This window comes from Streptomyces sp. S.PB5, assembly GCF_030403745.1.
Taxonomy (GTDB): Bacteria; Actinomycetota; Actinomycetes; order Streptomycetales; family Streptomycetaceae; genus Streptomyces.
Window position 1 is genome coordinate 87,439 of record NZ_JAQMWP010000017.1, and the last position, 13,880, is coordinate 101,318.

The window sequence follows — 13,880 nt, forward strand, 5'->3', positions numbered from 1 at the left end:
ACATCCATGACCCTGACCGACACCGCGACGGCCCCGCCGGCCCGGCAGACCCTGCCCGCCGAGGAGCGCTTCGCCACCGAACTCGCCTTTCTCGCCGCCCATGACGACGGTCCCCGCCCGCCGGGCTGGCTGCTGACGCCCCGCGCCGTGATCACCTTCGTCTGCGGCAGCGGAGGCGAGTCCCTCAAGCTGGCCGACGCACCCGAGGGGCTGCCGGACGAGCTGGTCGTCGCCCCCAAGTTCGTCGGCGAACGCGCCCTGGTGGAGCGGTGCGTGGTCACCCTCGCCGGAGAGCGCGGGCTGCTGCTCGTCGGTGAACCCGGCACCGCCAAGTCGATGCTGTCCGAGCTGCTGTCGGCCGCCGTCTGCGGCACCAGCGCGCTGACCGTGCAGGGCACCGCGGGCACCACCGAGGACGCCCTGCGCTACGGCTGGAACTACGCCCTGCTCCTCGCCCAGGGACCGAGCCCTCAGGCGCTGGTGGACTCGCCGGTGCTCGCCGCGATGCGCGCCGGGAAGGTGGCCCGGATCGAGGAGATCACCCGGTGCCTGCCCGAGGTGCAGGACGCGCTGGTGTCGATCCTGTCCGACCGGCGGATGAGCGTGCCGGAGCTGTCCGGCACCGACGACGCCCAGGTCGCGGCGGCCCCCGGGTTCACCGTCATCGCGACCGCCAACCTCCGTGACCGCGGCGTGTCGGAGATGTCCGCCGCGCTCAAGCGCCGCTTCAACTTCGAGACCGTGCACCCGATCGCGGACGTCGAAGCCGAGACCGCCCTCGTCAAGCGGCAGGCCACGGCCGCCGTGGAGCGGGCGGGCGCGGCCTTCGGCGTCGACGACGCGGTGCTCGACGTCCTGGTCACCGTCTTCCGCGATCTGCGGGCCGGACGCTCGGCCGAGGGCTGGGACGTGGAGCGGCCCGGCACGGTGATGTCCACCGCCGAGGCGGTGCAGGTCGCCGCCTCCCTGGGCGTGGCCGCCGCCTATCTCCCCGGCGGCGACTGTCTCGACCTGGTCCCCGGCCATCTGCTGGGCGTGGTCCGCAAGGACGACCCCGCCGACCACGCGCGGCTGCTCGGCTACTGGGACGGCCCGGTGCGCCGCCGCGCCGAGGACGGCTCGGCGACCTGGCGCCGCCTCTGGGACCTGCGGGAGAACCTTCGGTGACGCTCGCTCAGGAACCGAGGGCGGCCCTCACCGCGCTCGCCGGCTCCGTGGCGCCGTACCTGCTGGGCGTACGGCATCACAGTCCGGCGCTCGCCGCGGCCGTGCCCGCGCTGCTGGACGCCTGCGGCGCCGACGTCGTATGCGTGGAGCTGCCCGCCGACTTCCAGCCGTGGCTGACGCATCTCGGTGCGCCGGGCACCGTCGCCCCGGTCGCACTCGCCGGAGCCTCTGAGGGCGGGCGGCTGGGCTTCTATCCCTTCGCCGACTTCTCCCCCGAGCTCGCCGCGATCCGCTGGGCGCGGGCGCGGGGAGCGGAGGTCGTGTGCTGCGACCTGCCGATGTCCGACCCCCGGTGGGGTGCGCAGGATCCCGCTGTGGCGGAGGGCGAGCGGGGGCAGGCGGCCGGAGTTCCGACCGCGTTCGGGGCGGCGCTCACCGCGGCGGGGACGGGCCGCGACGGTGACGACCTGTGGGACCGCGGTGTGGAGGTCCTCGCCCCGGGATGCGCCCCCGAGGCCGTACGGCGGGCGGCCCTGGGTGTCGGATGGGCGCTGCGCCGTGACGCCGAGTCGGCGGGCGGGGTGCCCTCGGTGGACCTGGCGCGCGAGGCCTGTATGCGCGGGGCGATCGCCCGGGCCGCGGACGGCGGACGCCGCGTCGCCGCCGTCGTCGGCGCCTTCCACGCACCGGCGCTGGTGGACGCGGGCGGGGCGCTCGGGGCGGGCTCCGCCGCAACCGCCGGAGCCGCCGACGTCGTGGCGGACGGGGGGCCGTCCGTCGTGACCTCCCTCGTGCCGTACGCCTTCGACCTGCTGGACTCCCGCTCCGGCTATCCGGCCGGCATCCGGGACCCGCGCTGGCAGCAGGCCGTGTTCACCGCCGCAGGCGATCCCGGGCGGCTGTACGAGGCCGCCGCGCGGGCCATCACCGATGTGTGCCGTGAGCTGCGTGCCGCCGGACACGTCGCCGGCACGGGTGAGGCTCGTGAGACGCTGCGCGTGGCGGGCGACCTGGCGCGACTGCGCGGTCTCGCGGCTCCCGGTCGCAGTGAGGTGCTCGAGGCGCTGACGACCGTGATGGGCCAGGGCGAACCGCTCGGCCGGGGCCGGGCCCTGGCCCGGGCGTCCGAGGTCGTCCTGGTCGGCACCGACCGCGGCCGGGTGGCCCCGGGCACGCCGCGTTCCGGGCTCGGGCCGTCCGTCGAGGCGGAGCTCGCCGCGCTGCGGCTGCCCGGCCCCGAGGACCCCGCCTCGCGCGAGGTACGGCTCGATCCGCTGCGCTCCCCGCTCGACGGCCGGCGCGAGATCCTGCTCCAGCGGCTCGCTGTGTGCGGCGCCGGATACGGCGAGCCGGTCCAGGTGTCGGGCACGGGCGACGCGACCGCGCTGACCACGCGCTGGCGACTGTCGTGGAGCCCCGCCGTCCCCGTCCGGCTGGATCTGGCCGGTGTCCGGGGCGTCACCGCGGCCCTGGCCGCCGAGGGCACCCTGCGGGAGACCTACCGCCGCGAGTCGGCGGACGGCGGCCCCACCGCCGCCCTCGTGCTCGCGCAACTCCGCGGCGCCGCCCGGTGCGACCTGCCCGCGCTGGTCGCCGAGCGGCTGGCGGACGCCGCCGAGGTGCTCCCCGTCTGTGCGACCCTGCCCGAACTCCTCACCGCGCTCGACCTGTTGGAGGCGCTGCGGCGGGGCCACCTGCCCGGTGCGACGGCCGGGAGCCGTCCCGCGGCAGCCGAACTCGCCGCCGAGCTGCTGGAGTCGGCGGTCCGGTCCCTGCCGGGGCTGGCCGGCAGCGACGCCCCGGAGGACGCGGCCGCCCTTGTGGCGCTGGCCTCGCGGGCCGCGGAGGACCGCCTCGGCCTGCGGATCGACGGCGCGCTGGACGACCTCGCGCGCACCGGGTCCCCGCTCGTCCAGGGTGCCGCGCTCGCCGCCCGGGTCATGCTCGACCTGGACGGCGCGGACACCCTCGGCACCCGGACCGCGGGCTGGATCGACAACGCGGGCGGCCCCGAGGCCCGGCATGCGCTGAGCCGTCGGCTCACCGGACTGCTCAGCGGCGCCGCTCCCCTGCTCCAGTCGGCGCCGTCCGCACTGGACCCGCTGCTCGACCGGGTCGAGGCACTCAGCGACCAGGGGTTCCTCGTCCGGCTGCCCGCCCTGCGCGGGGGCTTCGACTCGCTCAGCCCGGCCGGCCGCGACCGGCTGCTGGACACCGTCACCGACCGTCTGGGCGACCGTCTCGACCTGTCGCTCGGTGCCTCACCGGAGTTGTTCGCGCTGTGGGCGGCCGCGGATGCGGCGGGCCGTGCGGCGGTCGACTCCCTGCGCGCACCGCTGGGCGGCGCGGGCCTGCCCACGGCCGGGAGCACGCCGGCTCCCGAAGCCCCGGAATCTCCGGAAGCCCCGCGGGCCCCCTGGGCGGCGGAGGCCGCGAAGTCTCCGGACCCAGGCCCGGCCCCCACCCCCGACACGACCGCACCTGTCCCGGCTCCGGCCCCGGCAGAAGCGCAGGCCAAGGCAGGGGCGGAGGCCAAGGCGGACGCGGTAGCGGAAACGGGGGCCCGGTCAGGGACAGAGGCACCGGCGGAGACGGAGGCACCGGCCGCCCCCGTCCTCCACCTCACCCCCACCGACCGCTGGCGTCTCCTCCTCGGCCGCGAGACCGACAAGTTGCCGCCGGGCGCCCGCCGTTACGCGCACGCGCTCGACGAGCTGTACGGTGCCGGCCGCGGTGAGGGTTCCGCCGATCTCGGCCGGGAGGGCAACCGCGGTGGCGGGCAGGGCGCCTCCTTCCCGACCGCCCGCGAGTGGGCCGAGGAACTGGACGCGCTGTTCGGTGCCGACGTGCGCGAGGAGGTCCTGGCCGGCGCCGCCGACCAGGGGCGTGCGGACGTCCTGGCCGAGCTCGACCCGAAGGCGGTCCGCCCCTCGGTCGATCTGCTGACGTCCGTGCTCTCCCTGACCGGGGGCATGCCGGAGCAGCAACTGGCCCGGCTGCGCCCGCTGGTGCGCCGGCTGGTCGACGAACTGGCCAAGGAGCTGGCGACCCGTCTGCGTCCGGCGCTGACGGGACTGGCCACACCGCGTCCCACGCACCGGCCGGGCGGCCGGATCGATCTGCCGCGGACCCTGCGCGCCAATCTCGCGCACACCCGCAGGACGGACGACGGCCGCACCCTGGTCGTCCCGGAGCGGCCGGTGTTCAGCACGCGCTCCCGCAGGGAGGCGGACTGGCGGCTGATCCTGGTGGTCGACGTGTCCGGGTCGATGGAGGCGTCCGTCGTCTGGTCGGCGCTGACCGCGGCCGTGCTGGGCGGGGTGCCCACGCTGAGCACGCACTTCCTCGCCTTCTCCACGGAGGTCATCGATCTGACGGATCGGGTCGACGACCCGTTGTCGCTGCTCCTGGAGGTGCGCGTGGGTGGCGGTACGCACATCGCGGCGGGTCTGGCGCAGGCCCGTTCCCTGGTGACCGTTCCCAGCCGGACCCTCGTGGTGGTGGTGAGCGACTTCGAGGAGGGGCGTCCGCTCGGCGGGCTCCTCGGCGAGGTGAGGGCCCTGGCGGGCTCAGGGGTGCACCTGATGGGGTGTGCCGCCCTCGACGACACCGGCACCCCGCGCTATTCGGTCCCCGTGGCCCGGCAGCTCGTCGCGGCCGGGATGCCGGTCGCCGCCCTCAGTCCCCTCGCCCTCGCCCGCTGGGTGGGCGAACGCCTCCGCGGAGAGACCCGATGAACGCCGAACTGCCTTCCGTGGCGCCCGAGGTGGTCGCCGCCGCCGTGGAGCAGCTGACGTCCCGGCTGCGCAAGAAGCTGGACGCCGCGATCGAGGCGTACGCGACGCTGCCCGTCGTCGCCGAGGGCACCGTGCGGCGCGTGCGGTGCGGTGAGGACGCCGAGGTCACGCTCGCTCCGGGGCCGTCCGGTGCGGTCACGGACGACGCCCAGGCCCGGTGCAGTTGTCTGCTCGCGCCCCGCTGTCTGCATCGCGCGGCCGTGCTCGGTGCCGCTCCGGTGGCCGACGCGGACGCACTTGCCGAGACGCCGGCGCCCGCGGCCGTGCCCGTGACCGAAGGCGATGGCGCCGGGGCGACCGAGCCGGAACAGGGTGCCGGTGACACCGGGAAGCCGGACACCGGCGGGTCCGACGCGCCGCCGGCCGGGCCGACCCAGGCGCAGGTGGCGGCCGCGGCCGGGCTGTGGGCCGCGGCCGCCGCGGTCCTTGCCGCCGGGGTCCCCGCCGCGGGCGCCGTGCCGCAGGCCGAGCTGCTGCGCGCCGCGCACACGGCACGACTCGCCGGGTTGCACCGCCCGGAGGCGGCCGCCCTGAGGGTCGTGCGCGCACTGCGTGCGGCCCGCGCCCGCCACGACGGCCACCGGCTGGCCGACTTGGTGGCCGGACTGCGCGAACTGCTCCTCACCAGCGCACTGCTGGCCGCGTCGGACCCCGACCCGGCGCTGGTCGGCATCGCCCGGCGGGCCTACCGTCCGGGCGGCGCCCTGCGGGTCCACGGGGTGTGCCGGGAGCCGGTGGTCTCGGCCACCGGATACGGCGGGATCGTCACGCATGTGCTGTCCGAGGACGGCCGGTGGTTCTCCGTCTCCGACGTCAGACCCGGCGGTACGGCCCGGGCGCGGGGCGCCGCCACGGCCACCGTCGCGCTCGGCTCCGGCAGTCTCGATCACGCGCAGCTGTCCCGGGGCGGGCTGTTGATCTCCGGTGCGACGCTGTCCCCGGACGGTCGCCTCGGCGCCGGCAAGGGCGTGCGGGCCACCCCGGTGGCGGGGCTGTCGTGGACGTCGGGCCCGCTCGCCCTGCTGTTCGCCCGCCCGTTGGCAAAGGCCGCGGCGACCCTGCTCGCGGGATCGGCGCCGGCGGCCGAGCCGCAGCAGGGCGGGCCGGCGGACGGTGAACTGATCGGCTGTGACGTGGTCGTCGTCGGAGCGGCCGAGGACCAGCTGCTCGCCCGGGAGCTGCCGCCCGGCGGGGCGGAGACGGAGGCGGAGGGGCTGCTGATCCGGCTGGTGCCGTCCAACAGCCACCCCGACCTGGCCCATACGGCCAACTTCCGCAAGCTGGCCGCCCGCCCCGGGCTACGGCTGCGTGTCGTGGGGCGGCTCGATCCGGCCCGCGCCGCGACGCTCCGGCCGCTGGCGGTCGGCCCCGTGCCGGACGGCACGGCGACGCTGCGCCTGCCGCCGGAGTGGGGCGGGCACGCCGATCTCGGCTACGACCGTCTCGAAGGCGCGCACTTCCCGTCGGCCGGTGAACTGCCGCCGGTGGCGGGCCTGTCCGTGGTCCCGGCCGATCCGGTGGCCGAGGCGCCCCTGTGGCGGCTGCGGCGGCTGGTCGAGGTGGCCGTGTCCGGGGGGCGCCGGGCCACCGCCGCACCCGCGCGCGACGGTGACCGGGCCTCGGGGACGGCCTCGCTGCGCCGCAGCGGTTTCCGGGCGGCCGCGGATCTCGCGGATGCGCTCGCCGCGGAGGCCGACCGCCGTGGCCGTGATGTCTTCGGCCGGACCCGGCAGGCCGATCCGGAGGGATACGCGCGGGCATGGCTCGCCGCGGCCGTCTATCTGTCCCGTACGGAACGGGCGTTGGTCGAGGCGACCTGGCGAACGCCGTCGCCCGCACCCACACCCACACTCACACCCACACCTGTGTGACCCATGCCACATGGTCCGGGTGCATAGCGGGGCCGGGGCCGGCGTCTTTGTAGAGGGTGTGGGGGCGCGGTGGAAGCCGGTGGGCACGACAGGCAGGCAGGGGGGCGCGGCGATGGGGCAGGTGCGGACCGAGGAGTTCGACCGGTTCGTGGCGGCTCGGTGGTCGACGTTGCTGCACCTGGCGAGGCTGCTCACCGGCGGGGACCGGCACCGGGCGGAGGATCTGCTGCAGGAGGCGCTCGTCAAGCTGTGGTTCGCCTGGCCGAAGGTGGGCGGACAGGCACCCGAGGCCTATGTGCGCAGGATCCTCGCCCGGGCCGCGGCCCGTTCGGCGCGGCGGCGCTGGTGGGGCGAGCAGCCCGTCGAGCAGCTGCCCGACCCGCCCGAGGTGGCGGACGCGACCGCCGTCGTGGACGAGCGGACCCGGCTTGAGGCCATGCTGGCGTCCCTTCCGGCGCGGCAGCGGGCCGCGGTGGTGCTGCGCTACTACCAGGACCTGCCCGAGCAGGACGTCGCGGAAATTCTGGGGTGCCCGCTGGGGACCGCCCGTTCGCTCACGGCACGCGGTGTCGCGCGGTTGCGGCGGCTGCTGGCCGAGGCCGTCGAGCCGGTGGAGTGAAGAAGGAGCCATGGACCACTTCGAGCAGGAGCTGGCACGGCTGATGCGTGACAGCGAGGAGCACACTCCGTACGAGGACCGGCACCGCGACCGGCTGCAGGCCGGGGTTCGCGCCCGGCGCCGCAACCGTACGGTCTGGATGGCCACCGGGTCGGCGGTGACCCTCACCGGCCTCGGCGTCGTCCTGGTACTGATGACGGGTCCGTTCGCCCAGGGCGGTCCCGCCGGCCCTGGGCCGCGCCCCGTGACCTCCGCCGAGTCGGTCCTGATGCCGTCGACGACCGCACCGCCTCCGCTGCCGCTGCCATTGCCGGCGAACGGAAAGCCCACCTCGTGATCCAGGAGAACACGTCCGCGGTCGTCGACCCGCCGCGAACGGCGGACCCTCGCCGATCCGGCTCCTGGGAGCGGCGGTTGCGCCGCTTCGGGTACGTCTCGGGGCCGAGTGCCTGCGTGCGGGACCGCCTGGTGGAGCCGTTTCCCGAACCCGGCTCACGCGGGTGGCGCGCGATCGGACTGTCGCCGGTGGCGGCGGACCGGCTCGCGCGCTGGTCGGGATGGGGCGGGCCGCTGCTGGTGGCGCTCCTCGCCGGGCTGCTGCGCTTCTGGCGGCTGGGCAGTCCGCGGGCGGTCGTGTTCGACGAGACGTACTACGCCAAGGACGCCTGGTCCTTGCTGCGGCTCGGCTACGAGGGCACCTGGCCGGACCGCGAGATCGCCGACCCGCAGATCCTGGCCGATCCCCAGGTGATTTCGCTGTCCGACCCCGGGGTCTTCGTCGCGCACCCGCCGACGGGCAAGTGGGTGATCGCGCTCGGCGAGTGGATGTTCGGCCTGGAGCCGTTCGGCTGGCGTTTCATGACGGCCGTCCTCGGCACGCTGTCGGTGCTGATGCTGTGCCGCACAGGGCGCCGTCTGTTCCGTTCGACGGCACTGGGCTGCCTCGCCGGAGCGCTGATGGCGGTGGACGGGCTGCACTACGTGATGAGCCGGACGGCTCTGCTCGACCTCGTCGTCATGTTCTTCGTCCTGGCGGCGTTCAGCTGCCTCCTCATCGACCGGGACGGGGCACGGGCCCGGCTCGCATCGGCCCTGCCGGTGGACGAGGACGGCCGCGTCCGCCCCGACGGGCCCACCGGTGACCGCGCCGGGACGGGGTTTCGTCCCTGGCGGCTCGCCGCCGGTGTCCTCCTGGGGCTCGCAGCCTCGACCAAGTGGAACGGCCTGTACTTCCTCGCCTTCTTCGTGGTCCTCACGCTGCTGTGGGACGTCGGCTCGCGTCGTGTGGCCGGGGCGCGTCGTCCCTGGCGTGCCGTGCTGCGCAAGGACCTCGGCTGGTCGGTGATGTCGCTCGTCCCGGTCGCCGTCCTGACCTATCTGGCCACCTGGACCGGCTGGTTCCTGTCCGACGACGGCTACGGACGCCACTGGGCGGACGGCCGCGGCGGCACCTGGTCGTGGATCCCGGCGCCGCTGCGCAGTCTGTGGCACTACGAGCACGGGGTGTACCAGTTCAACGTCGGGCTGCACACCCCGCACAAGTACGAGTCCAACCCGTGGAGTTGGCTGGTGCTGGGCCGGCCCGTGCTCTTCCACTACGAGTCGCCGAAACCGGGGACGGACGGCTGCCCCGCGACGGCGGCCGACTGCTCGCAGGCGATCACCGCCCTGGGCACCCCGCTGTTGTGGTGGTCGGCCTGTTGCGCGGTCGTGTATCTGCTCCACCGCTGGGCGCTGCGCCGCGACTGGCGCTCGGGAGCCGTCCTGTGCGCGGTGGGAGCCGGTTATCTGCCGTGGTTCCTGTACCAGGACCGCACGGTCTTCTCCTTCTACGCGGTCGTGTTCGTGCCGTATCTGTGTCTGGCCGTCACGATGCTGCTGGGGGCACTGGCGGGTCCGCCGGGCGCGGGTGAGAGGCGCCGGGTACGAGGGGTGGTGGCCGCGGGCGTGCTGGTGCTGCTCATCGCCTGGAACTTCATCTACTTCTGGCCGGTCTACTCCGGCACCACCGTCCCGGTCGACCAGTGGCGGTCGCGGATGTGGCTGGACACGTGGATATAGCCGACGGCGGCTCCCCGCCCGGGAAGCCGCCGTCATGGGTTCCTCGTCCGGTCAGCGGGTGACGTACACCGTCGCCGAGGCCGTCGACGCCGTGTGCAGGTCGTCGCCGGGCCAGCTCACCTTGTAGGTGGTCTCCCGCCGGGTGCGCGGGATGTCGTTGACGGTGAACGTGCCGTCCGCGGCAACGGTCACGGAGGACAGCGTGCCGGTGCCGAGACGGTCGGTGCGTTCGACCTTCAGCACCGCGCGGTCCGGCAGGGCCCTGCCCTGGGCGGTGAAGGTGCCGGTGATCTCGACGCCCGTGCCGAGCGGGACCTGCGCCGGGGCGGTGAGGGCGATGGTGGTGGGCGCCTTGCCGACGGACACGGTGTGGGTGACGTCGGTCGCCGGGCGGTGGGTGAGGTCGCCGAGGTAGGAGACGGTGTAGGTGGCGTCCCCGACCAGGCCGGGCTCGTCGAGGACGGTGTAGCTGCCGTCGTCCTTGACGGGGAAGGTGCCCAGGTCGTGGGTGCCGTTCGCGTCGGTACGGGTCGCCTTGACCTTCAGCGGCTCGGCGGGCGCCGGACCGTCGTGCTCCAGCCGGCCCCGCACGGAGAGCGGCTCGCCGGCGACGGCCTGGGCGGGGCTGTGCGTGAGGGTGGCGGCGAGGCGTACGTCGTACTGGACCGCCGGGGGCTGGATGACGTGCAGCCAGAACTGGTTGCCGGCCGCGTTGGTGGTGACCGCGAACAGCCGGGAGCCGTCCGCCGACCACTCCATGCCGCGCGGCGCCACCCGGTCGCCGTCGAGGCTGCCCTCGAAGGCGAACTCCAGCGGGGCGGTGGAGTCGCCCGGGTCGGCGGGCTGCACCAGCAGGTCCGGGGTCGCGCCGGTGGCCGAGGCGCCGCGGGCGATGTACTTGCCGTCGCCGCTGAAGGCGACCGCGCTGGCAGAGGCCCCGGCGGGCAGGGCCTGGTAGCCGGTGTCCGCGTCGGACAGGTCGGTGGTGTTCAGCAGCCGGGTGCCGGCGGCCGCGTCGGCGACGGCGATCTTGCTGCCGTCGGCGGAGAACGCCATGTCCTTGAGGTTCAGGGCGCCTTGGCCGTCGGCGTCGGCAAAGCGCCGGGCCGCATTGCGCACCAGGGTGCCGCCGCCGGTGTCGTACACCGTCAGGAACGGGTCGGAGGCTTTGGCGTTGAGCGGCTGTCCCATCAGCATCCGGTCGCCGGGGCCGGCCTCCAGCTGGAGCTTTCCGTGGTCCTGCCAGTTGGTGCGCGGGGAGGTGTTGTCCGCCGGGACGTAGGAGTCCAGATAGGTCAGTGACGAGTCGCACTCCGCGGAGTAGTACGAGTAAGGCGTGGTGAAGTACACCGTGCCGCCGGAGTGGGCGAGGCTGCGGCCGCAGGTGTCGGTGGAGACGTACAGGCCGTTCGAGGTGTAGGTGCTGGTGTCGTAGCGCCAGATGACCTCGCGGCCGCCGACGTAGAGCGTGGAGCCGTCGGCGTTCAACGCCAGTCCGGAGACGTGCTGCTGGGTGCTGATCGTGGTGATCCGCTCGCCCTGGAAGTTGTAGACGGCGATGAGGCCGGCGTAGGAGTAGCTGCCCATGTTGCTGTCGGCGACGTAGACCCGCTCGTGCACGGAGTCCACGGCCAGCGCCGAGTACGACGTGATCGGCAGCTTGGCCACCGCGTCGAAGGCCGCCGCGTGGGCCGCGGGCGCGGCGGCGACGGTCACTCCGGTCCCGGTGAGTGCGACGGCGAGGACCGTGGCCGCAAGGTGTCTGCGACGGTGTGCGCTGTTCAACTGTTCCCCCCACAGGCGTTGTCGGTCTCACCAGGAGCGGTGAGGCCCATGTGTCCCCCATGTAACAGTGGTGAAGATCCTGTGATCAAGGGGGCACGTCGGCGGTCATGGGGCAACCGGCACGGACGTCACCGGTGAACCTCCTCCTGTCGATCGCCTTCGTGCTCTGCTGGAGTTCCGGGTTCATCGGGACGAAGCTCGGCGCGGGCAGTGCGCCGGCGCTCACGATCCCGCGGCCGGTTGGGCCTGTCTCATCCCCTTTCTCGGCATGCTCGCCATCGTGGCGGCCATGTTCGTCGAGAGCCGCTGCCCCGAGCAGGTCGCGCCCGTGGTGTCGCTGACCGTGCACTGCGCCACCAGCGCCGTCGTCTTCACGGTGCTCGCCGTGGGCGCCGGGGCCGCCCGGCCGTCCGCCGAGCTCTCGCTCTGGGCCGCGATCGGCTGGCTCGTGGCCCTGTCGGCCTTCGGCGGGTACGGGCTGTACTGGCTCATCCTGAAGCGCTCCGGGGTGACCGAGGTCAACACGCTCATGTTCCTCACGGCGCCGGTCACCGCGGTCCGGGGTGCGCTGATGTTCGGCGAACCGTTCGGTGCGCGGACCGCGTTCGGGCTGGGCGTCTGCCTCGCGGCGGTGGTCGTCGTCCATCGCGGGGGCGCCCCGGGGTCGCCGGTGTGCGTGACGTGCCCGCCCGGATCCGGTGGGGCGTACGTCGGGTGGTGTGGTGAAGGGGACGGCAACGACCTGTCTGCTGAAGATCAGTTCGGCTACCCGCCCCGCGCGTGATCTGTCAGTGTTCTGTCGTGCGAGGCCGGGTGCGGGCCTCCGGTGCGAACGGAGAGTCAAGGCGTGGACATGACCGAGCGGGCCTATCGCGAGCAGCGATGGGCGGCGAGGGTGGCACTGGCCTCGGCGGCGCTCGCGGTCCTCGCGCCTCTCATATACGGCGGCCTGGGCGGGCTGTTGCTGCTGGCGGGCGGCGCTGCCGGACTGGCTCTCGCCGCGGCCGCGGTGTGGTGGACGCTGACGCTGCGGGGGCCGTTGCGGTGGGCGGCGGCGCTGCTGGCGGTGGCCGTGCCCGCCGGTCTCGTCGCCCTGTTCGCCGCGACGCTCTTCTGGGCGCTGCCGGTGTCGCTGACGCTGTGGGGCGTGGCCGTGTGGAGCGGCCGGTACGCGCTGCGGGGCACCGGCAGTCACCGGGTGCGGGCGAGGGAACGCCGGGCCGCGCCGCCGAAGCGGCCGTTCCTCATCATGAATCCGCGTTCGGGCGGCGGGAAGGTGGGCCGGTTCGGGCTGCGGGAGAAGGCCGAGCGGCTCGGTGCGCGGGTCGTCCTGCTCGACCCTGACGCGCGTCAGGATGTCACCGCCCTCGCGCGGTCCGCCGTCGCGGACGGCGCGGATCTGCTCGGTGCCGCGGGCGGGGACGGAACCCAGGCCCTGGTCGCGGCGGTCGCCGCCGAGCACGGGATACCGTTCCTCGTGATCAGCGCGGGCACCCGCAACCACTTCGCCCTGGACCTCGGCCTCGACCGCGACGACCCCGCGACCTGTCTCGACGCGCTCACCGACGGCGTCGAACTCCGCGTGGACCTCGGTTTCGCCGGCGACCGCCCCTTCGTCAACAACGCCTCCTTCGGCGCGTACGCGGCCATCGTGCAGAGCCCGTCCTACCGGGACGACAAGATCGGGACCAGCCTGGATCTGCTCCCCGACCTCCTCACCCGCCAGCAGGGGCCCCGGCTCACCGCGTCGGCGGGTGACACCACGCTCGATTCCCCGCAGGCCGTGCTGGTGAGCAACAACCCCTACGTCACCGGCGATCCGTTCGGCTTCGGCACGCGCGACCGGCTCGACACCGGCGCGCTCGGGGTTCTCGGTCTGCGGGTGGACAGCGCGACCGACGCCGCCGCGCTGCTCCTCGACCCCGCTCCCGCCGGGCTCACCGTCGTGACCGCCCGCGAGGTCGTCGTCGAGGCCGACACCCCTGAGCTGGAGGTCGGCCTCGACGGCGAGGCGCTCGTCCTTCCCTCACCCGTGCACTGCCGCATCGCACCCGGCGCGCTCACCGTCCGGGTGCCGCGCAAACGCCCGGGGGCGGCCAGGCGGCAACCCCGCCTGGACTGGCGCCGGTTGCGCAAACTCGCGGCGACGGTCGGCCGTACGGCGGCGCCTCGGCGCAGGTGGTGACGTCCCCGGCGTACGCGTCGCCGTTCCCGGCGCGACGTCAGCCGCCGTGGCTCACCGGCGCGAGTGCCGCCAGTCCGCCGGCGAGCAGCGTCACCACGATCAGCCAGGCCCGCAGGCGCCTGTTCAGCCTCTGCATCGTCCAACCCCCTTCGTCCGGGCCAGCGTAGGCCCCACGGCAGGGTCGGGGCATGGGCCGGGCACGGGCAGATCGACGGCCCTGTCCACAAGCCGGTCACGGACCTCCAGCCGGCCACGTCGCCGCAGGCGAAGCGGCTCGTGGTGCATCCGGACGGGACGACCGTCCGTTTGACGCTCACCGTGCTCGCGGGTGACGGACGGCGCGGAGTTCGCGCGGGATCCCGGCCGGCCATCCCACCGGCCGTTCCCTTCATGGA

General features: G+C 74.6%; 8 protein-coding genes and 1 pseudogene. 8 read left to right on the forward strand and 1 reads right to left on the reverse strand.

Annotated features, from left to right (window positions below):
• Nucleotides 1–6: 6 nt before the first annotated feature.
• The 6 genes from PH203_RS36440 to PH203_RS36465 all read left to right on the forward strand — a co-directional run bounded on the left by PH203_RS36440 (nt 7) and on the right by PH203_RS36465 (nt 9,515).
• A complete protein-coding gene (locus PH203_RS36440) occupies nt 7–1,167 on the forward strand; it encodes an AAA family ATPase (protein ID WP_289925759.1) in 1,161 nt (386 codons plus the stop codon).
• Nucleotides 1,164–4,904: a DUF5682 family protein gene (locus PH203_RS36445; RefSeq protein WP_289925760.1), complete on the forward strand. Its 3,741-nt coding sequence runs from the start codon at nt 1,164–1,166 to the stop codon at nt 4,902–4,904. Before PH203_RS36440 ends, PH203_RS36445 begins: the two co-directional genes overlap by 4 nt.
• Complete coding sequence (locus tag PH203_RS36450; protein WP_289925761.1) at nt 4,901–6,835, forward strand: SWIM zinc finger family protein; 1,935 nt, start codon at nt 4,901–4,903, stop codon at nt 6,833–6,835. The genes PH203_RS36445 and PH203_RS36450 overlap by 4 nt, the downstream gene beginning before the upstream one ends.
• A 112-nt stretch (nt 6,836–6,947) precedes the next feature.
• Nucleotides 6,948–7,454 carry a SigE family RNA polymerase sigma factor gene (locus PH203_RS36455; RefSeq protein WP_289925762.1) on the forward strand — a complete coding sequence of 169 codons (507 nt, stop codon included), beginning with the start codon at nt 6,948–6,950 and terminating at the stop codon, nt 7,452–7,454.
• 10 nt (nt 7,455–7,464) lie between these two features.
• A complete protein-coding gene (locus PH203_RS36460; protein ID WP_289925763.1) occupies nt 7,465–7,791 on the forward strand; it encodes a hypothetical protein in 327 nt (108 codons plus the stop codon).
• A gap of 77 nt (nt 7,792–7,868) precedes the next feature.
• Nucleotides 7,869–9,515 carry a phospholipid carrier-dependent glycosyltransferase gene (locus PH203_RS36465; protein ID WP_289925901.1) on the forward strand — a complete coding sequence of 549 codons (1,647 nt, stop codon included), beginning with the start codon at nt 7,869–7,871 and terminating at the stop codon, nt 9,513–9,515.
• Nucleotides 9,516–9,566: 51 nt separating this feature from the next.
• Here PH203_RS36465 and PH203_RS36470 read toward each other — a convergent pair whose 3' ends face one another.
• Entirely contained in the window at nt 9,567–11,300 is a 1,734-nt protein-coding gene (locus PH203_RS36470; RefSeq protein ID WP_289925764.1) for an Ig-like domain repeat protein, read from the reverse strand.
• A gap of 134 nt (nt 11,301–11,434) precedes the next feature.
• Between PH203_RS36470 and PH203_RS36475 the strand changes: the two are divergent.
• Both PH203_RS36475 and PH203_RS36480 read left to right on the forward strand, forming a co-directional pair.
• Nucleotides 11,435–12,084, forward strand: a pseudogene (locus PH203_RS36475) (EamA family transporter).
• Nucleotides 12,085–12,153: 69 nt separating this feature from the next.
• Complete coding sequence (locus PH203_RS36480; protein ID WP_289925765.1) at nt 12,154–13,485, forward strand: diacylglycerol kinase family protein; 1,332 nt, start codon at nt 12,154–12,156, stop codon at nt 13,483–13,485.
• Nucleotides 13,486–13,880: the final 395 nt, after the last annotated feature.